Source organism: Sporosarcina sp. SAFN-010 (genome assembly GCF_059415065.1).
The window spans coordinates 1-18,658 of the sequence record NZ_JBPFDS010000023.1 but is presented as its reverse complement, the minus strand read 5'-3'; the positions used below and the strand labels follow the sequence as shown (position 1 = coordinate 18,658).

Here is an 18,658-nt window from a genome sequence, read left to right as displayed (position 1 = left end):
GCTTTTTTGTACTTATCCTTTAAGTTGAGTAACTTCTTCTTTCAATGCAGAAGCCTTATCTGTACGCTCCCAAGGTAGATCGATATCCGTTCTACCAAAGTGACCATAAGCTGCTGTCTGCTTATAAATCGGACGACGTAGGTCGAGCATCTTGATAATCCCAGCTGGGCGGAGATCGAAATGATTTCTGACAAGTTCAACAAGACGACTCTCAGAAATATCACTTGTCCCGAAAGTATCTACAGAAATCGAAACGGGCTTAGCGACACCGATTGCGTACGCTAACTGCACTTCACAGCGATCCGCTAACTCTGCAGCGACAAGGTTCTTCGCTACGTAACGTGCTGCGTATGATGCCGAGCGATCGACTTTAGTCGCGTCTTTACCAGAAAACGCTCCGCCACCATGACGAGCATAACCGCCATAGGTGTCAACGATAATTTTACGTCCTGTAAGACCTGCATCCCCTTGAGGACCACCGATGACAAAGCGTCCTGATGGGTTGATGAAATACTTTGTTTCATCATCCAGCAAGTTCTTTGGAACGACAGTGTCAATGACGTGTTGTTTCACTTCACGCTGTAATTGCTCAAGTGTCACTTCAGGATGGTGCTGTGTAGAAATAACAATCGTATCGACACGGATTGGTTCGTTCTTTTCGTTATATTCAATCGTTACTTGTGTTTTTCCATCTGGACGTAGGTAGTCGAGTGTCTCTTCTTTCCGTACTTTCGTCAGTTGACGGGAAAGTTTGTGAGCCAGGCTAATTGGTAGAGGCATCAATTCTTCTGTTTCGTTGCATGCATAGCCAAACATGAGTCCTTGGTCTCCAGCACCAATTGCTTCTAGCTCTTCGTCATCCATCAAGCCTTCACGTGCTTCAAGTGCACGATCGACACTTGCCGCGATGTCAGGCGATTGTTCATCAATAGATGTAAGTACGGAAGACGTTTCGTAATCGAATCCGTATTTCGCGCGCGTGTAGCCAATTTCCTTTACAGTTTCTCGAACCACTTTCGGAATATCGACATACGTAGTCGTCGTAATTTCTCCAATAACGAGAACTAATCCTGTTGTAATTGTCGTTTCACACGCTACGCGAGCGTTCGGGTCTTCCTCGATAATCGCATCCAGAATCGCATCTGAAATTTGGTCACACATCTTATCAGGATGGCCTTCTGTTACCGACTCAGATGTAAACAGTCGTCGATTTGTCATATGATTTCCTCCTTCAGCCGCAAGTTTCCTTACAGCGAACTCGTGATACGGTACTCTCGTTTTCCCAGTTTTCGTCCCGCGCCTGAAGAGAAGCGTCGTTCAACGTTCACAAGGATAAAGGCAAACATATAGAAAAAGCCCTCCACTCACGTATTGCATACATGAGGAAAGGCATGAGTTTCATAGGCACCTTTCACTCTTATCGTCCAGGGTTTCCCCCTGCTTCAGGTTTGGCACCTTTTCATAGACAAGGACGTCCATGCAGGTTGCCGGGCATCATAGGGCCTGTCCCTCCGCCAACTCGGGATAAGAGTATCCGTTCATCTATCTATGCTACGAGAAAACGCAGTTCTTGTCAAATTTTTTTGTAGCTCTCACTTGAGTTTTGAATTAGTATAGTTTATTATTCTTAATGTGTTATACTAATTCAAAATAAGACAGCCCCAACATGGGCAATAATGAAAAGGACGGTATCTACCTATGATTTCAGCGAAAATAGATAATGGACTCAAAGAACTTCTTTCTGGTACTAATATTACATTACAGCCATCTGTACCTGTATTAGTCGAAAAAGCAGTTTCCCGAGGTGAGGCTACGCTTTCAGCAGATGGAGCCGTTACAGCGCAAACCGGGAAGTATACCGGCCGTTCCCCTAAAGACCGTTACATAACTGAAGAAGCTACTTCTAAAGATAAGATTGACTGGGGCTCTGTTAATCGTCCGATTTCAGAAGTTCACTTCGACAATCTATATAAGAAGGTTTTAAACCACCTTCAAGCAAAAGAGGAACTATTTGTATTTAAAGGATTTGCAGGAGCTGACAAAGCTTCACAACTTTCGATTCAAGTTATCAACGAATTTGCTTGGCAAAACCTTTTCGTTCATCAGCTCTTCATCCGACCTACTGAAGAAGAATTGAAGATGCACGAAGCACAGTTCACGATCCTTGCAGCACCATCATTCAAAGCTGATCCTGCTGTTGACGGCACGGATTCAGAAACATTCGTCATCATTTCACTTGAAAAACGCATCGTGCTAATCGGCGGTACTGAATATGCCGGAGAAATGAAGAAATCGATTTTCTCTGTTATGAACTACCTGCTTCCTGAAAATGGAATACTTTCTATGCACTGTTCAGCTAACGTTGGTGAAAAAGGCGATGCTGCACTCTTCTTCGGATTATCAGGTACTGGTAAAACAACACTATCTGCTGATGCAAACCGCAAACTGATTGGTGACGATGAGCATGGGTGGTCTGATCACGGAATCTTCAACATTGAAGGTGGATGTTACGCGAAGTGCATCAACTTATCACCAGAAAAAGAACCTGAGATCTTCGGTGCCATTCAATTCGGTACAGTTCTAGAAAACGTAGTACTCGATACTGAGTCACGCATTGCTGATTATGATGATACTACATTAACTGAGAACACACGTGCAGCATATCCGATTGAGAATATCGACAACATCGTTCTTCCATCAGTTGCTGGACACCCGGAAACCATCATCTTCCTAACTGCTGATGCGTTCGGTGTGTTGCCTCCAATCTCGAAATTGACGAAGGAGCAAGCAATGTATCACTTCCTAAGTGGATTCACATCGAAACTTGCTGGTACTGAGCGCGGAATTACGTCACCAGAAGCTACATTCTCTACATGCTTCGGTTCACCATTCCTACCACTACCTGCAACGGTTTATGCTGATATGCTTGGTAAAAAGATCGATGAACATGGATCTCGCGTATTCCTTGTGAACACTGGCTGGACTGGCGGCGTCTATGGCGTTGGTAAGCGTATGGACTTGAAACACACACGTACAATGGTTCGCGCAGCACTATCCGGAGAATTGGATAACGTGGAAACCGAAACGTCAGCGACATTCGGACTTCAGATTCCGAAACAAATCGAGGGTGTTCCTAGTGAAGTATTGAACCCACGTAACGCTTGGAGCGATGCATCTGAGTATGATGCTAAGGCGAAAGAGCTTTCTCAACTATTCAAAGACAACTTCAAGAAGTTTGACCAAGTTTCTGAAGAGATCATTCAAAAAGGCGGTCCGATTATTTAATAGAATCAAAAAAGGAACCTTCCAGACTGTAGACAAACTCCTGAAATCATGGGGTTTTCCTACAGTCTTTTTTCTTTTCAATATAGTTAATAGTGAAAAGTTGATTTTCGCTGCGAGCGGACGCTTTCCGAGGGGCTTGCTCTCAGCCAATCGAACAACGAAGAGTTCGATTTGCCGTATTTTAGCGTACTTTGCTGAAATTAAGGCAGCACTCATCTCCCTCGCTTTGCTCAGTCCAGGGTCTTCGAGCTTCGCTTATCCCTCCGGAGTCGCCGCTCTCCACTACAATCAACAGCATCTCCCAACTATCAAATGAGTTAATGGAAATGATGATGAATCAAATCAAAGATCGGGAACAGATGGAGCTGCTTACACTCTACTTGTTAGTTCCGCAAGACCATCTGGTCCGTAAATTAGAGGTATCAATTTATTTCCCCTTCATTTATCCATTGGTTGGAGATTTATAATCCCTATTTGGGAGACCTAGCATAGATCCAGTTGTACTCAATAAAATGTCATTCATTCAATATACTAAGCCCTCTTAGGGTTGTCGATCGCATACCATGCTTCTCCTGGCATCGGAAAAAACGTATTCAACTGTCTCTTTACATTACCAGAGACTTCTTTGATTTCACATCGGTATCTCAAGTCTTCTGTTACATCTAGTTAGTCTCGACAGCTGGACATGGAGCCCCACAATTGCATTGTTTGCTTGAATGATGTGAATGTGTCATAGGAAATTCAGTTGATTGAAGTGCAGGACGGCGACTCCTGGGGATAAGCGCAGCGCGAAGACCCCACAGGAGCGAAGCGACGAGGAGGCTGAGGGCAAGCCCCCGGAAAGCGCCCGTCCGGAACGGAGATCAACGGCCTGTTATCCTTCATTTTTAGAGTCAACGATGCAAAAAGACAAAAGGGATGAAAATCAAATCGATTTCCATCCCTTTTGTCTACAGTATGAGAACCTTCCAGACAGGAAGGTTCTTTTTTTCAGGTTTGAGCTCTCATCCAATTAGTGAGATCCCTAACAATTTGTGCATTGTGCCACGATGGGAAGTGATGGGTATAGTCTTGGAAATACCATGTTTCGTAGGTTTTCTGATTCTCCCGAAGTGCATCCTCTAGCATGATGGCTTGTTCAAACGACACGTTTTCGTCTTTCATGCCGTGGATGATGAGTACGGGTGCGTTAATCTCTTCCACTCTGAACAGTGCCGTTCGTTCTCGGTATGCATCTGGTGCACTATTCGGTGAGCCGCCAATTACACGTTTCATCATCCGCCGCATATCTTCTCGCTCTTTATACGTAAAGACAACATCCGATACACCTGCCCAGTGGACGGTGGACGTAATATCATCCCGTAAAATTGCAGTCCAGAGCGCCATAATACCGCCCCTTGAGAAAGAAAACAAATGAATCCGTCCTTCTTTCCATTTAGGACTCTGTTTTAACACATCGACCGCATTCACTGCGTCTCGAAGGTCCGCACCAGCAAACTCATCGCGCCCTTCTCCACCACGATTCCCCCGATAATATGGAGCAAAAACGACAAACCCTTGGCTTGCGAATTGTGCAATCCGAGCAGGTCGCGCCATTCCAATGTGCTGAATGCCGCCTCTCATATAAATGAGACCTTCGTAACTTCCCGCTTCTTTTGGTTCTGCAAGCATTCCTTTTACTTTTAACCCGTCAGAGAAATACGTGATTTCAGTGAGGTCTACCATAGGATTAGGTGATGGATAAGCTCGCTTCGAAAGGATCTGAGCATCAGAGTACATGTTGCTCCACCCAACTTCTAAGTTCGCTCATCCCCTTATCCTTCATATGGAAGCTGAGAGTATCGCAGCGATCTAATTGCTCTCCCGTTAACCAAAGAGGGCCGTCCGTTTCAAAACGCTCTGCGTCCTCATCAATATCGACAACATCTGCTGTAAACACTGCTTTGCAAAATGGAGGATCGGTATAGACGACGTACTCAGCGAATTTCACTAAATTCTTAACGGTTACCCCTGTTTCTTCCATAACTTCTCGGATTGCAGCGTCATCAATTGTTTCACCGTGTTCTGCTTTGCCACCTGGAAATTCCACTCCACGTATCTTATGAGTAGTCAGCAACCACTTACCTTCGTGCTTAAGCACAACAAGAACGTGACGTGCTTCTAAATCTTGTTCCCCAAAAACGAGCTCTACGCGGCTTCCTTTTAGGTCGTCAAATGTTAACATCGCTTTGCACACCCTATCTAGCTGATCCGCCCACTTACATGTTTCCAGCACCTTTATAACCTACAACTGGCTGTCGGAAAAATGGTAGCTGTTCTATGAACGCCTTGGATTCATCATCCGTGAATTCATGGATTAGCGCATACATTTTGTATAAGCGCAGGTCGACTTTGTGATTATCCCGATCATAATGATAAGGCACATATGGTAAATGGGATCTCAGAAAGTTTGTAAATTCTAATTCATGTGTCTGATCAAACAAGTGATGAAAAACCTCAATGTACTCCTTTGGAATATTCACTACATATTCATAAGGTGAATCGAATTCATGGATATTGATTTGTTGATGAGCGACTGATACATACATTGTAAATTTTCCATCTGCCAAAGTAATCCCAACCTTTTTTAAAGTAGTATGGACCACTTAGGCATGAGTATGTGCATGTGTTTTCTGCAAGTTTAAATTAGCTACTTTTTCAACAGCATCTGCAACGTTTTGATGGACATTCGGATCTAAAGGATGTGGCACGAGATCCCCGTGTTTTGTAGAATCTACAATGGCAAGTGCAGCTGCAATAAGCATTTCATACGTAATCTTATTCGTTTTTGCATTTAATGCTCCGCGGAAAATTCCTGGGAATCCAAGAACATTATTCACAAGTCGTCCGTCAGCTGCAAAAGCAGCACCTGCTTCCAGCGCAACTTCAGGTTGAATCTCAGCATGTGGATTCGATAGCGCTAAAATAATTTGACCTGGACGAACCATTTCCGGTTTGATCAACCCTTGTACACCCGTTGTTGCAATAACGATATCACTTGTTGCCATAATCTCTTCCAACGAGTTAGCAGTTGAGCCACCGTATTTCGCAAGGCGCTCTAACGCTTGTTCATTCATGTCAATACCTTGCATTTTCTTAACCCCATAAGCCATCATCATTCGACTGATTGCAAGTCCAGCTGCGCCCAATCCGATTTGACCTACTACAGAGTCTTCCAATTTCACCCCTGCTTGGCGGCAAGCAGAAAGGGTTGAAGCGAGAGCAACGACTGCAGTTCCGTGCTGGTCATCGTGCATAACAGGAATATCGAGCTCTGCCTTCAATCGTTCTTCGATTTCGAAGCAATGAGGTGAGCCAATGTCTTCTAATAGAATCCCACCAAATCCTTGATGGATATGTTTCACGGTTTCTACAACCTGATCAGGGTCACTTGTATCGAGTAAAATTGGAATCCCACTAATACCTGCAAATTGATCGAACAATACGGCTTTACCTTCCATTACTGGCATTCCTGCTACAGGTCCGATATTTCCCAATCCTAAAATAGCTGTTCCGTCAGTTACAATCGCCACAGTATTCGAAATACCTGTGAAAAACTGTGCTTGCTGTGGATCTTTTTCAATCACTTTACATACGTTCGCAACTCCCGGCGTATAGACACGACGTAAATCGCCAAGCGAGCGGATTTCAACTTTGCCTTTCATATGTATCTTTCCACCTTCATGTGCACGCAGCACATCATCGGAAATCGCCTGTACTTGAATCTCATCACCGATTGCATTGATAGCCTCAACAATTTTCTCCAATTGCTCGACGTCGTTACACTGGACAGAAACGTCACGGATTGTAGTCAATGTACCCACTTTTATGGTCTGGATATCACCTATATCACCTTCTAGTTGGCCAATCGCATATGCAACTTTTGCGAAGTTACCAGGTTTTGAAGGCGTTTCAATAATCAAATTCCGTAAATAGGGTGTATTTGTCATACTAATTTCTCCTTTTTCTGAATCGAATATTCACAGTTTAGTCACAGACCTATTTTACACATCAGCTATCAGTTGTTCAATGAAATAGAAAAAAACAATGCATCCTTCCTAATCGGAAGGGTGCATTGTCAGTTAAGCTTTGATATCTATTGCTGAGCCTTTAAAAGGATGAGCGGCATCAGGCAAAGATTGCAACATTTCAGTTGCTGCAGATGCATTTGCAGTCATTGCTTTGTCCAAAATAGATAATTTTACAGTCGATTGAAGACTCCGCAACTGGCTAGACATGATGGATGAAATATCCAAAATAATCAGCTCCTCTCTCCCTATTTATCGGTCAGACTAGATAGTCATGAAGGAATTTTTCTTAATTGTTATCTTCACCAAGAAATGCATTCAACATCCATTGATGCTTTTCAATCCCTTGATAAATTGCATTTAACAAATCCTCAGTCATGAAGTCGCCAGCATCTCCAGCTAATTTCATGCCCGTTTTTAATGATTTCATAATCGAGTCAAAATCATTTACGATTGTTGACACCATTTGCTCAGCTTTTTCACTGCCATCCGCTTCTTTTACAACTGACACTGATAAATGTTCTTTCATTGTAGCAGTCGGTTTTCCTCCAAGAGTTAGAACGCGTTCTGCGATATCATCCATATGTTGCGTAGCTTCGTCGTATAGTTCTTCAAATTTAGCGTGCAGTGTGAAGAATTGCTTTCCTTTTACATACCAGTGGTAGTTATGTAATTTTGTATACATGACTGACCAAGTGGATACTTGTGTGTTCAATTCTTTGATTAATTCTGTTGACATAATGAAACGACCTCTTTTCTATGAATTTTGTCTAATACTTCTCTCTGTTATTTTACCACCGAACGGTTTAAACTAAACGTACAATACTTTAGGAGCGGTTTACATGAAAAAGCTTGTTTTGTTACTCATTCGCTTTTATCAAAAAATGATTTCGCCACTTACGCCACCCTCTTGCAGATTCTATCCTACCTGCTCGCATTATGGAGTCGAAGCCGTGGAAACTCATGGTGTCGTTAAGGGAATGTGGCTGACAATTGTCCGGATTTCAAAGTGCCATCCTTTTCATAAAGGCGGATTTGACCCTGTTCCTGCCAAGAAAGAAAAAGTCTAATAACTCTTTTAGTTGTCAAGTGCTTCTCCATTTAGTATGATGAAGAAGCACTTTTTAAATCGTAATGATTACGTATTGGAGGATTTAGGCAGATGACACGAAACCGGATACTAATAGGACTTCTTCTTCTCACGCTCGTACTTGGGGCTTGTGGGAAAAAGGATGATTCGAATGGAAGTAAAGCAGACGATGGAAAACTCGAGGTGTATACAACAGTTTATCCACTACAATATTTTACGGAACGAATTGGTGGTGACACAGTTTCTGTAAAATCGATCTACCCAGCAGGAACCGATGAGCATTCATTCGATCCGACCCAAAAAGAAATGATGAAACTGGCAGATTCAGATTTGTTTTTCTATGTGGGGCTTGGACTTGAAGGTTTTGTAGAAAATGCAGAAAAAACATTAAAAAATCAACACGTTAAGTTACTTCCGACAGGCGAACATATCGATCAGTCAAAGCTAATGGAAGGTCATCATCATGATTCGGATGAAGAGGAACATGGGCATGAACATGAGGGGGAAGAGCATTCAGAAGGCAACACCGATCCCCACGTATGGATTTCCCCTGTTCTTAGCATGGACTTAGCTAAAGCTGTTCGAGATGGACTTACAGAGCAAGCTCCAGAGAACAAAGAACTGTATGAAAAGAACTTTGAAGCGTTGAAAAGCGATTTAGGATCGTTGGATAAAGAATTTGCAACAATGGTAAATCAGGCAGCTTCAAAAAATTTTTTTGTTTCACATGCTGCTTTCGGCTATCTAGCTAATGAATACGGATTAGAGCAGATTTCCATTGCTGGTCTCAACACACAAAACGAGCCATCCCAAAAGGAACTCGCCCACATTGTGGAAGAAGCAAAAGAAGCTCATGTGAAAACAATTCTCTTTGAACAAAACGTGAGCTCTAAACTGACTAAAGTCGTCCAAAATGAAATTGGAGCAGACTCCGCCATTCTTCATAACTTGTCTGTCCTGACGAAAGAGGATATTGCCAACAAAGAGGATTATTTCTCATTGATGAAACGCAATATTCAAGTGTTGTCTGAAGCACTTAATTAAAAAGCTAGAGGTTGGAAGGGAAATATTTTCTCCTTCCTCCCCTAGCCTTTTTTTGTTTTTAATTATCCATAGTAAACCTTTCGCGAAGTTCCTTCCTCATTAATTTGTTCGATGCGTTTCGAGGTAATTCATCGACAAATTGAAAGGATTTCGGAACTTTATAAGACGCTAGTCTAGTTTGACAAAACTCGCGTAGGCCTCCAACTGTAACCGGTGATCGCAAAATGATAAACGCTGCGGGAACTGATCCCCATTCGTCGCTTGGCATTGCACATACGCCTGCCTCTACCACTTCTGGATGCTCCACAAGCACTGACTCTATCTCCGCAGGATAGATGTTTTCCCCACCAGAGATGATCAGGTCAGAACGTCGATCAGAGACAAATAAAAAGCCTTCTTCATCGAAATACCCGATATCCCCGGAATGCAGCCAGCCATTTTTCAATGCTTGAGTGCCAGTATTCTTTCCTATATATCCTTTAGTGACGTGTGGCCCCTTAATGAGAATTTCCCCTTTAACAAATGGCTCTTTTTCTCCGTCAATTTGGATATCTGTGAAAAATAACGGTTTTCCTGCTGACCCTGGCTTTCGTAATGCATCTTCAGCCGAAAGCGTCGCTGTCTGTGAGCTAGTTTCTGTCATACCGTACGTTTGTAATACAGGGAGCCCACATTGTTCTGCACGCTTTAAATAGCTAACAGGAACGGGACCGCCACCGGCAAGAAGTGTGCGGAATTTTGGATGGACAGACAACTTTTCGTTTTCAATAACTGTTAGTAATCGTTCGAGTGTGACCGCCACAACAGACATTCCTGACACACGTCCGTTACTGATTTCATCAGCCGCTACTGCAGCATCAAATTTGTCAAACAACCTCACTTCGGAGCCATACAAAACGGCTCTCGCTAAAATAGAGAAACCACTAATATGAAATAGAGGCATCATGTGGAGCCATGCATCTCCATCATGTAGGCCGCTGTTCAAAACAGCAGATAGCGCACTCGATGTATGATTTTGTGCAGTTTGACGAACCCCTTTCGGAAATCCTGTCGTTCCCGATGTGTACATAATCGTTAGCGTCCGATCTTCTTCCCACACTTGCTCCAGTTGCAAAGATTTCGAATCCAACTGAAGAAAGTCATCATAAACAATACTCCGGCAAACCTGCTGCTCTGCTTTTTTACGGAATGCTTCTTCACAGATGAGCAAATTCGATTGTGAATCTTCCAACTGGTACTCGATTTCTTCTTTTGTCAATCTTGCATTCAGCATCACCATTTCTACCCCTGCAAGCAGACAGCCATGGATTAACAGTGCCATCTCGGCAGACGTTCCTCCAAGTAAGGCAATACGGCTCCCTCGTTCAAGTCCAAGTGAACGTAGTTTCCCCGCTCGGTCCAATGCCTCTTCTTTCAGATTAAGATAAGACCATGTTCGACCTTGAAAGGTCAATGCAGGGGTATGAGGCGTTAATGCTGCGCGTTTTAATAACCAATTGGGAATCATTGTTTTACCTCCTTTCCATAAAGAAAAAACTGCCCAATAGGCAGTCTTTTCGTTTTGTGTTCATTAAGGGAATCGTGGGAATTGACCGAAGTCCGGCTTACGCTTTTCTTTGAACGCATCGCGGCCTTCTTTCGCTTCGTCTGATGTGTAGTACAACAATGTAGCGTCGCCAGCCAATTGCTGAAGTCCTGCTAATCCATCTGTATCCGCATTCATCGCTGCTTTCAAGAAACGAAGTGCAGTTGGACTCATAGAGAGCATTTCTTCACACCATTGAACGGTTTCATCTTCAAGTTGCTCATAAGGAACAACTGTGTTGACTAATCCCATATCCAACGCATCTTGTGCACTGTATTGGCGGCACAAGTACCAAATTTCACGCGCTTTCTTGTGTCCGATAATACGTGCGAGGTAACCTGACCCGTATCCAGCATCGAACGAACCTACTTTAGGTCCTGTTTGGCCAAAGATTGCATTGTCTGCAGCAATCGTTAAGTCACATACGACATGAAGTACGTGGCCTCCGCCAATTGCGTAGCCCGCTACCATAGCAACAACTGGCTTTGGAATAACACGGATCAAACGCTGTAGGTCAAGGACGTTCAAACGTGGAATCTCGTCGTCACCAACGTATCCGCCGTGGCCGCGTACTTTCTGGTCTCCACCAGAACAGAATGCTTTTTCGCCTTCTCCTGTTAAAACGATGACTCCGATACTTTCGTCGTCACGTGCACGAGAAAAAGCATCAATCATTTCCATTACCGTTTTTGGACGGAATGCATTTCGTACTTCTGGACGGTTGATCGTCACTTTCGCAATGCCATTGTACTTTTCATACTTAATATCTTCGTATGTATGAAGTGTTTCCCATTGTCGTGTCATGGTTGTCCTCCTAGAAATCATTTTTGATTTACAATCTCATCTATTATTGTAGCAAATTCTTCAGGTTTTTCCACGTGGATTGCATGGCCTGCATTTTCTACCGTGAAATGTTGGACGTTTGGCAGTAAGTTCTTCATCTCCAAAGCAATCGTTTCAAACTTTATATCGAGGGATCCTGTAACTAGAATCACGGGATACATCTGCTTAGAAAGTACTTCCCAGTATGATGGCTGACTGCCTGTCCCGATACCAATCAGGCTGTTTGCTAAGCCTTGCGGGTCTTGACTCAGCCGCTCATTGCGCACTTCTTCTTTTTGTTCTTCTGACATTGACTTCTGAGAGTCGAATAGAGCTAGGTTCTCCCAGAAATCCACGAAATCCACGAAAGGTTCGTGTAAAAGTCGATTCGCTAATTTGGCATCCCGTTGCTTTCTTTCAGAACGCTCTGCTTCCGTTTTAAGGCCGGGCGAAGCACTTTCCAGGACTAGTCGTTGAATTCGCTTAGGGAAAGATGTCGCGTACCCTAGCGCAGTTCGACCGCCCATGGAATAACCGACTAATGTGAACGTTGTTAGCTCCAATTGGTTGAACAATTGCTCTAGATCTGCCGTCTGTTTCTCCATTGAATAATAGGAACTGTTCTCAGGTTTGTCTGAACGCCCGTGCCCCCATAAATCGATTGCAATAGTGTGGACCTTCCCTTCAAGAAGTGAACTGATTGTACTCCACGTAGCTATACTTCCCGTAAAGCCATGAAGGAATACTACAACTGGAAGAGAAGGATCACCATTACGTTGCACATGCATTGAATGCCCATTGACTGTGATCCGATCAGAACCCATTACGTTCGAGCTCCTCTCCTATCTCACTCCATAATTCACGGTGTGCCTGAACATTTTGTTCCCGAACTGAAATCATCTCGATGATCCGCAGTGGAGCTGTCTTCTCTTCCGCTAATTGACCTTCTAGCTGTTCTACCGATGAAACCGAGTCATATTGAATGCCGTACATCTCTGCAAGCGGGGCAAATGACAAACCGGTTGGTGTGCCAAAGAGCTGTTCAAAATGATTCGGAATCGACGCTTGAGGTAAGTAAGAGAAAATACCTCCGCCATCATTGTTGCTCACAATAATAGTTAAATCCATCGTCTGCATGCGAGAGATTAGCAACCCATTCACATCATGCATGAACGACAAATCACCAATTAGAAGCCAAGCCGGTCTCTTCCGGGCTGTTTGAATACCGAGAGCCGTCGAAACGACCCCATCAATCCCGTTAGCTCCGCGATTCGAGAAAATCGCGATATCCCGATCTGTCTTGCGGAAATACGTGTCCAAATCACGGATCGGCATACTACTCCCACTAATCAGGTCACTTCCATCCGGTAAAGATGCTAGTAACGTGCGAACATAGTCACCTTCATGAACTTCCTCACTCCGATAACTTTCGGTCATTTCTGCAGCGAGTTCGTTTGCTTTACTCCATATCTCAGTATAAGATGCCTCCTGATGAGGGGTAGCTCTAACTGACAGTATTTCTATAGCATTCACTTGCAAATGGTGTGTGGCAATACCGAGCGGATCACGGAAGATTGGGGATTCGTCCACGACTATAAATGTTTGTGGTCGCACCTTCTTCAAAAATAACGTTAACGGTTTAGAAACAGGTTGAGGTCCAATACGAATGACCGCATCTGGCTCTGCTTGAGCTGCAAAGGATTCGTTTTTCAGCAATGCATCATAGGAGTCAATGCATAAATGACTACAATCCTCTGGAACTTCAGACCGCAAATTGGATAATGGATCGCAAATTACAGGCCAATTCATTCTCTTTGCGAATTCCCACACCTGGTTTTTATAAAACCCTGGAAGACATTCACCAATCACAAGAACTCCACGTGCTGCGGAATCGATTAGATCACTCACCTGATTCTTCTGCTCTGTTGTCAGGCTCGTGTGACTAGAAATCCGCTCCATAAACGTAACTGTCGGTAGTTCTTGATCGAAATCGATCAACAACGGCTCCCGGAATGGGGCATTGAGATGTACCGGTCCTTTAGGTTCAGTGACCGCCATACCTATAGCACGAGCAATTTGTCGTTCTAAAAAGTCATCGACAGCAGCCGAATCTTCAGGTATCGGTAGATCCACGTCATATTTAACGTGAGGATCAAACATCCCCATTTGACGGATAGCTTGTGGCGCACCGACATCACGTAATTCGTGTGGTCGATCCGCTGTGATTACAATCAATGGAACCCGAGCATAAAACGCTTCTGTTACTGCTGGATGATAGTTAGACGCAGCTGTGCCTGATGTACATAACAGGACAACCGGTAATTGTGTCGCCTTCGCTAACCCAAGAGCGAAAAATCCAGCAGAACGTTCGTCTACGTGCAAATGGACATCTACCTGTTCTGTGGAAGCTAGTGCATAAGCAAGTGGAGTGGAACGCGATCCCGGACTAATCACTGCATGCGCGACTCCCATTCTGACAAGACTTTCTGCCATTCTTCTCACATGATTCGTTAACGTTTTACGATTATCCATTTAGCGAACCTCCAAGTGCACGTAACATCGGTCTGAATTTCACCCATGTCTCTTCATATTCCTGAGTGGGATCTGAGTCTGCTACAATTCCTCCACCGGCATATAACCATGCGTTCTTCTGTTCCAGCAATGCTGAACGTATCGCTACCGCAAATTCACCGTTTCCAGATACATCTGTCCAGCCTACTGGAGCGGCATAATACCCTCGATCGAGATTTTCTTCCTGACGAATCAGTTCCCTAGCAATGGGTGTTGGGAAGCCCCCAAGCGCAGGTGTGGGATGAAGTGCTTTTACGAATTGGAAGATACTACTTTCAGCTCCCAATCGTCCTTGAACCGGCGTATGCAAATGTTGGATATCTCGTACTTTCATCAACTTAGGTCGAGATGCGGCTGTATAGGAAGCGCAAAGCAAGTCGAATACGCCAGTAATCATATCGACCACGTATTGGTGTTCTTCTCTATTCTTTTTGTCTCCGAGTAGTTCATTACCTAACTGCTGATCCTCGTCCGCACTGCTCCCCCGCTTGATAGATCCAGCAACGCATGCAGAAAAAGCTTGTCCGTCTTTTATTTCGATCAATCGCTCAGGAGTGGCACCGAAAAAGAATTGCGAGCCATTCTCAAGTCCGAAATTGTAACTGTCCCGTTGCTCGTTAGCGACAGATTGAAGTGCAGCTACTGGTGGAATCGGTTGCTCAAATTGCAGAGCTAATTTCCGTGCGATGACTACTTTTTCAGCTTCACCCATTTGAATCTTCTCTGTAATCCGTTGAACGGCTTTCAGATAATGCCCTTTACTAAGCTCCTTCATCGATAACAGCAACGGCTTTTCGGTTGATACAGATTCCTGTACTTGTGCCATATGGATAAGTTGGTCACGTTGCTTGCGAAGTGCTTCAAATTGGAGAACTGTTTCAGTTTCCTCAGAGATTAAATTTATTGCAACAAGAGTTTTTCCATTTTCTATCTTCAACTGGAATGTAGGCACAGCAAAAAGAGCATCCGGGAAATTTTCCCACTCTGAAGGAGTGGATGAGCGTTTTTCCTCAAAAGAAAATCCACCGAACAACACTGGATCCATATCTTTGTCTTCTTTAATAAGTGCGTCACAATAGTGTTTCCATTTGGATTCAATCGTATCAAAGCGATCGGTTCCAGGTTCATCAGTTATCGTCAACGCATGTCCAATTCCAACAAGCGTCATCGTTTTAGATGCATTTTCCCAATAAAAACGATGAGAATCATGGATGAACGCCCCTGCCTCAAAAAAAGACAGCGGTGATATTCCGCCCGCCTCAATAGTTTCTGTAAAGAAGCGGACATGCGGCATAGCTGCCGTTTTTTCTCGGCTAGGCAAGTCCGTAAACTTCCGATTCATAGTATTCTCTCCTCATGTGGCAAACTCATGGTGCCAATTCTACTTCCATTATAGCGGAAATCGGGCTACTACGCATTTTTAAGAACCTGAAGGATTCCGTATTTGTGCCGAATAGAGTACAATAAGACTTGCATGTTTAAACGAAGGAGAGAACGAAATGCAAGATACTATTAAAATTGAAACTGGTTGGAGAATGTGGTGGCAGCTAACTCGTCCACATACATTGACCGCAGCTTTTGCTCCTGTGTTCCTTGGCACGATGCTTGCGTTGCCATTCGGACAACTAGACTTCCTATTATTCGCTGCCATGTTGCTCGCAAGTGTTTTCATTCAAATGGCGACCAATATGTTTAACGAGTATTACGATTTTATACGTGGACTCGATACGGAAGATTCCGTCGGCATTGGCGGAACAATCGTACGTAACAAAGTAAATCCTAAGACGATTCTAAATTTGGCACTGCTCCTATATGGCGTTTCGATTCTTTTAGGTATTTATATCTGTATGCAGTCATCTTGGTGGATTGCAGTAGTTGGTTTAATCTCAATGGCTATCGGCTACTTCTACACAGGAGGACCTTATCCAATAGCATACACTCCGCTTGGAGAACTATTCTCTGGAGTCGTCATGGGAATGCTGTTAGTCCTGATTGCGTTCTACATCCAGACAGGTACCGTATCAGAACGTGCTGTTCTACTGTCCATTCCAAGTGTATTGCTCGTAGCTGCAATCATGATGGCAAACAACATCCGTGATTTGGAAGGAGATAAAATAGGGGGCAGAAAAACACTAGCTATTTTGTTTGGACGACCAACTGCAATTCGCATTCAAAGCGGATTCTTTATCATCGCTTTCGCATGGATTATTGCATTAGTTCTTTTTGGTGGATTGACACCTTGGAGTCTCCTTGTCATTCTTTGTGTAAAAAAACCAATTAGTGCAATTAAAATCTTTAAAAATTTCGAGCTCCCATTACAGGTGATGCCCGCTATGAAATACACCGCTCAAACAAACACATTCTTTTGTCTGTTACTAGCAATCGGGTTACTAATTGAGCATCTCACAACTAAATAATGACATGGTACATGAGGCTATACAGAGTCAGTAAAAACTGATTTCTGTATTAGCCTCTTTATTTATGACGCAAATCGAATATAACGTCAAATGGTACTTAAGAGGTTTAACAATTCCGCGAAAAAGGAAATCATTTAATTAACAGCTGAAGTACTAGTAATTTTGCTGTTCTGAATCATACTAGAACGTAAATCCATAAAGGACGTGAACGTAATGTTAACAAAAGAACAAACGACTACATTGAAAAAAGAGCTACTCCGTCTACAGGATCAGCTAACCATTACTGAAGAAAGAACCGATGTAGAAGAAAGTCCACAAGAAGAAATCGGCGAGCTGTCCACTTACGATAACCACCCCGCAGACATGGGAACGGAGTTATATGATCGCGAAAAGGACAGAGCATTGAATGTGCACGCTAGTGAAGAGCTTGAAAAGGTCCAGCATGCATTGGAAAATATGAAAGATGGCTCATACGGAGTATGTGAAAAATGCGGTAAAGAAATCCCTTACGAACGGTTAGAGGCAGTCCCCTACACTACGTTTTGTGTCGACGACGCTGTTCAGGAAGTTCCTGAAGACCGACCGGTAGAAGACGATTTGTTGAAGATGGCTAATCCAAATACATTTGCGGATAGAGATGAAGGTGCATATAAGGATCCCATCGACAGTTTTGAAGAAATTGCAAAATCGGGAACTTCAGAAACCCCTTCTGACTTTACTGGAGACCATGATGACTACGAATCGTTATACGACACAGCAATTGAAGACGGAAGTACAGAAGATATTGATGTGATCGCAACGAGTAACTTAGAGGGCGAACCTTCAGGTATAATTCGCGGAAATACAACATTAGCATACGAAGAGGAATTGGATGAAGAAGGACTGGAATCAGAACTAGGCGACATTCCATATCGCAGTAAAGACAGTTATACCGATAACGATAAATAAAAAAGTTCCTAGTTGCGATATCGCAACTAGGAACTTTTAAGTATGACCCCTACGGGATTCGAACCCGTGTTACCGCCGTGAAAGGGCGGTGTCTTAACCGCTTGACCAAGGGGCCAAACAAATATGGCGGAGAAGGAGGGATTCGAACCCTCGCACCGCTTTCGCGATCTACACCCTTAGCAGGGGCGCCTCTTGAGCCACTTGAGTACTTCCCCGTAATATGGCTCCGCAGGTAGGACTCGAACCTACGACCGATCGGTTAACAGCCGATTGCTCTACCACTGAGCTACTGCGGAATAGTGGGCCTAAGTGGACTCGAACCACCGACCTCACGCTTATCAGGCGTGCGCTCTAACCAGCTGAGCTATAGGCCCAATATGGAGCGGGTGAAGGGAATCGAACCCTCATCATCAGCTTGGAAGGCTGAGGTTTTACCACTAAACTACACCCGCATAAATGGTGGCTCAGGACGGAATCGAACCGCCGACACAAGGATTTTCAGTCCTTTGCTCTACCGACTGAGCTACTGAGCCACATAGTGTTAATAGACTATGTATTAAAAGAAATGGCGGTCCCGACCGGGGTCGAACCGGCGATCTCCTGCGTGACAGGCAGGCATGTTAACCACTACACCACGGGACCATTTGGTTGCGGGGACAGGATTTGAACCTGTGACCTTCGGGTTATGAGCCCGACGAGCTACCACTGCTCCACCCCGCGATAATAATATTCAAGTAACATAAGAAGTAAAAATGGAGGAGGTAGAGGGATTCGAACCCCCGCGGGTTTTGACACCCCTGTCGGTTTTCAAGACCGATCCCTTCAGCCG

The 18,658-nt window shown here is 44.0% G+C and carries 17 protein-coding genes, 8 tRNA genes, 1 pseudogene and 1 riboswitch; of the genes and pseudogenes, 6 read left to right on the top strand and 20 right to left on the bottom strand.

What is annotated here, in order from left to right; translation table 11 throughout:
- Window positions 1-12 precede the first annotated feature (12 nt).
- Window positions 13-1,218 (bottom strand): methionine adenosyltransferase, encoded by a 1,206-nt coding sequence (metK, locus tag ACR65F_RS17140; protein WP_440505170.1) that lies wholly within the window; start codon window positions 1,216-1,218, stop codon window positions 13-15.
- A gap of 196 nt (window positions 1,219-1,414) precedes the next feature.
- Window positions 1,415-1,531, bottom strand: a riboswitch (SAM riboswitch).
- A 167-nt stretch (window positions 1,532-1,698) separates the two neighbouring features.
- On the opposite strand from metK, the gene pckA reads away from it, so the two are divergent.
- Together pckA and ACR65F_RS17130 are read left to right on the top strand one after the other, a co-directional pair.
- On the top strand, window positions 1,699-3,285 hold the full coding sequence (gene pckA / locus ACR65F_RS17135) for a phosphoenolpyruvate carboxykinase (ATP) (protein ID WP_125102413.1): 1,587 nt from the start codon (window positions 1,699-1,701) through the stop codon (window positions 3,283-3,285).
- 326 nt (window positions 3,286-3,611) lie between these two features.
- Window positions 3,612-3,815 (top strand): annotated as a pseudogene (locus ACR65F_RS17130) (transposase); the annotation flags it as partial.
- 460 nt (window positions 3,816-4,275) lie between these two features.
- Here the strand turns inward: ACR65F_RS17130 and ACR65F_RS17125 are convergent.
- The 6 genes from ACR65F_RS17125 to ACR65F_RS17100 form a co-directional block, all read right to left on the bottom strand.
- The gene (locus tag ACR65F_RS17125; RefSeq protein WP_039044530.1) at window positions 4,276-5,064 is read right to left on the bottom strand and encodes an alpha/beta hydrolase family protein; all 789 of its coding nucleotides are present in this window, start codon (window positions 5,062-5,064) and stop codon (window positions 4,276-4,278) included.
- Window positions 5,054-5,509: an NUDIX domain-containing protein gene (locus tag ACR65F_RS17120; protein ID WP_039044531.1), complete on the bottom strand. Its 456-nt coding sequence runs from the start codon at window positions 5,507-5,509 to the stop codon at window positions 5,054-5,056. Before ACR65F_RS17120 ends, ACR65F_RS17125 begins: the two co-directional genes overlap by 11 nt.
- A gap of 34 nt (window positions 5,510-5,543) precedes the next feature.
- Complete coding sequence (locus ACR65F_RS17115) at window positions 5,544-5,894, bottom strand: transposase (protein ID WP_231567295.1); 351 nt, start codon at window positions 5,892-5,894, stop codon at window positions 5,544-5,546.
- A gap of 36 nt (window positions 5,895-5,930) precedes the next feature.
- Window positions 5,931-7,274 (bottom strand): NAD-dependent malic enzyme, encoded by a 1,344-nt coding sequence (locus ACR65F_RS17110; RefSeq protein ID WP_039044532.1) that lies wholly within the window; start codon window positions 7,272-7,274, stop codon window positions 5,931-5,933.
- Between the two features lie 132 nt (window positions 7,275-7,406).
- Window positions 7,407-7,580: a putative motility protein gene (locus ACR65F_RS17105; protein ID WP_082003464.1), complete on the bottom strand. Its 174-nt coding sequence runs from the start codon at window positions 7,578-7,580 to the stop codon at window positions 7,407-7,409.
- A gap of 61 nt (window positions 7,581-7,641) precedes the next feature.
- Entirely contained in the window at window positions 7,642-8,091 is a 450-nt protein-coding gene (locus ACR65F_RS17100; protein ID WP_440505169.1) for a Dps family protein, read from the bottom strand.
- 103 nt (window positions 8,092-8,194) lie between these two features.
- Between ACR65F_RS17100 and yidD the strand changes: the two genes are divergently transcribed.
- Window positions 8,195-8,422, top strand: a complete 228-nt coding sequence (gene yidD, locus ACR65F_RS17095) for a membrane protein insertion efficiency factor YidD (RefSeq protein WP_039044534.1) — start codon at window positions 8,195-8,197, stop codon at window positions 8,420-8,422.
- Window positions 8,423-8,514: 92 nt separating this feature from the next.
- Window positions 8,515-9,486 (top strand): metal ABC transporter solute-binding protein, Zn/Mn family, encoded by a 972-nt coding sequence (locus ACR65F_RS17090; RefSeq protein ID WP_039044535.1) that lies wholly within the window; start codon window positions 8,515-8,517, stop codon window positions 9,484-9,486.
- A 58-nt stretch (window positions 9,487-9,544) separates the two neighbouring features.
- Here the strand turns inward: ACR65F_RS17090 and ACR65F_RS17085 are convergent, their stop codons facing one another.
- The 5 genes from ACR65F_RS17085 to ACR65F_RS17065 form a co-directional block, all read right to left on the bottom strand.
- Window positions 9,545-10,993, bottom strand: a complete 1,449-nt coding sequence (locus ACR65F_RS17085) for an o-succinylbenzoate--CoA ligase (protein ID WP_440505167.1) — start codon at window positions 10,991-10,993, stop codon at window positions 9,545-9,547.
- Between the two features lie 63 nt (window positions 10,994-11,056).
- Window positions 11,057-11,875 (bottom strand): 1,4-dihydroxy-2-naphthoyl-CoA synthase, encoded by an 819-nt coding sequence (gene menB, locus ACR65F_RS17080; RefSeq protein ID WP_039044537.1) that lies wholly within the window; start codon window positions 11,873-11,875, stop codon window positions 11,057-11,059.
- Window positions 11,876-11,892: 17 nt separating this feature from the next.
- Window positions 11,893-12,717, bottom strand: coding sequence for a 2-succinyl-6-hydroxy-2,4-cyclohexadiene-1-carboxylate synthase (menH, locus tag ACR65F_RS17075; protein WP_440505165.1), 825 nt, complete (start codon window positions 12,715-12,717; stop codon window positions 11,893-11,895).
- Window positions 12,707-14,425, bottom strand: a complete 1,719-nt coding sequence (gene menD, locus ACR65F_RS17070) for a 2-succinyl-5-enolpyruvyl-6-hydroxy-3-cyclohexene-1-carboxylic-acid synthase (protein ID WP_440505164.1) — start codon at window positions 14,423-14,425, stop codon at window positions 12,707-12,709. Before menD ends, menH begins: the two co-directional genes overlap by 11 nt.
- On the bottom strand, window positions 14,418-15,806 hold the full coding sequence (locus ACR65F_RS17065; protein ID WP_440505163.1) for an isochorismate synthase: 1,389 nt from the start codon (window positions 15,804-15,806) through the stop codon (window positions 14,418-14,420). Before ACR65F_RS17065 ends, menD begins: the two co-directional genes overlap by 8 nt.
- Before the next feature lie 157 nt (window positions 15,807-15,963).
- Between ACR65F_RS17065 and ACR65F_RS17060 the strand changes: the two genes are divergently transcribed.
- Both ACR65F_RS17060 and ACR65F_RS17055 read left to right on the top strand, forming a co-directional pair.
- Window positions 15,964-16,881, top strand: coding sequence for a 1,4-dihydroxy-2-naphthoate polyprenyltransferase (locus ACR65F_RS17060; RefSeq protein ID WP_125103058.1), 918 nt, complete (start codon window positions 15,964-15,966; stop codon window positions 16,879-16,881).
- A gap of 213 nt (window positions 16,882-17,094) precedes the next feature.
- The gene (locus ACR65F_RS17055) at window positions 17,095-17,829 is read left to right on the top strand and encodes a TraR/DksA C4-type zinc finger protein (RefSeq protein WP_039044541.1); all 735 of its coding nucleotides are present in this window, start codon (window positions 17,095-17,097) and stop codon (window positions 17,827-17,829) included.
- Window positions 17,830-17,872: 43 nt separating this feature from the next.
- Here ACR65F_RS17055 and ACR65F_RS17050 read toward each other — a convergent pair.
- From ACR65F_RS17050 to ACR65F_RS17015, 8 genes are all read right to left on the bottom strand, one after another.
- Window positions 17,873-17,944, bottom strand: a tRNA-Glu gene (locus ACR65F_RS17050).
- Between the two features lie 9 nt (window positions 17,945-17,953).
- Window positions 17,954-18,044, bottom strand: a tRNA-Ser gene (locus ACR65F_RS17045).
- A gap of 6 nt (window positions 18,045-18,050) precedes the next feature.
- A tRNA-Asn gene (locus tag ACR65F_RS17040) sits at window positions 18,051-18,125 on the bottom strand.
- Window positions 18,126-18,129: 4 nt separating this feature from the next.
- Window positions 18,130-18,203: transfer RNA gene (locus ACR65F_RS17035), tRNA-Ile, on the bottom strand.
- Window positions 18,204-18,207: 4 nt separating this feature from the next.
- Window positions 18,208-18,281: transfer RNA gene (locus tag ACR65F_RS17030), tRNA-Gly, on the bottom strand.
- Window positions 18,282-18,286: 5 nt separating this feature from the next.
- Window positions 18,287-18,362, bottom strand: a tRNA-Phe gene (locus ACR65F_RS17025).
- A 33-nt stretch (window positions 18,363-18,395) separates the two neighbouring features.
- Window positions 18,396-18,471: transfer RNA gene (locus ACR65F_RS17020), tRNA-Asp, on the bottom strand.
- 3 nt (window positions 18,472-18,474) lie between these two features.
- Window positions 18,475-18,549 (bottom strand) — tRNA-Met (locus tag ACR65F_RS17015).
- Window positions 18,550-18,658: the final 109 nt, after the last annotated feature.

Coding starts and splice junctions, on each gene's coding strand:
- ACR65F_RS17085 (WP_440505167.1), bottom strand. CDS start 10,993: ATGATTCCCAATTGGTTATTAAAACGCGCAGCATTAACGCCTCATACC.
- ACR65F_RS17090 (WP_039044535.1), top strand. CDS start 8,515: ATGACACGAAACCGGATACTAATAGGACTTCTTCTTCTCACGCTCGTA.
- ACR65F_RS17120 (WP_039044531.1), bottom strand. CDS start 5,509: ATGTTAACATTTGACGACCTAAAAGGAAGCCGCGTAGAGCTCGTTTTT.
- ACR65F_RS17110 (WP_039044532.1), bottom strand. CDS start 7,274: ATGACAAATACACCCTATTTACGGAATTTGATTATTGAAACGCCTTCA.
- menB (WP_039044537.1), bottom strand. CDS start 11,875: ATGACACGACAATGGGAAACACTTCATACATACGAAGATATTAAGTAT.
- yidD (WP_039044534.1), top strand. CDS start 8,195: ATGAAAAAGCTTGTTTTGTTACTCATTCGCTTTTATCAAAAAATGATT.
- ACR65F_RS17125 (WP_039044530.1), bottom strand. CDS start 5,064: ATGTACTCTGATGCTCAGATCCTTTCGAAGCGAGCTTATCCATCACCT.
- menD (WP_440505164.1), bottom strand. CDS start 14,425: ATGGATAATCGTAAAACGTTAACGAATCATGTGAGAAGAATGGCAGAA.
- ACR65F_RS17060 (WP_125103058.1), top strand. CDS start 15,964: ATGCAAGATACTATTAAAATTGAAACTGGTTGGAGAATGTGGTGGCAG.
- ACR65F_RS17100 (WP_440505169.1), bottom strand. CDS start 8,091: ATGTCAACAGAATTAATCAAAGAATTGAACACACAAGTATCCACTTGG.
- ACR65F_RS17065 (WP_440505163.1), bottom strand. CDS start 15,806: ATGAATCGGAAGTTTACGGACTTGCCTAGCCGAGAAAAAACGGCAGCT.
- pckA (WP_125102413.1), top strand. CDS start 1,699: ATGATTTCAGCGAAAATAGATAATGGACTCAAAGAACTTCTTTCTGGT.
- metK (WP_440505170.1), bottom strand. CDS start 1,218: ATGACAAATCGACGACTGTTTACATCTGAGTCGGTAACAGAAGGCCAT.
- menH (WP_440505165.1), bottom strand. CDS start 12,717: ATGGGTTCTGATCGGATCACAGTCAATGGGCATTCAATGCATGTGCAA.
- ACR65F_RS17055 (WP_039044541.1), top strand. CDS start 17,095: ATGTTAACAAAAGAACAAACGACTACATTGAAAAAAGAGCTACTCCGT.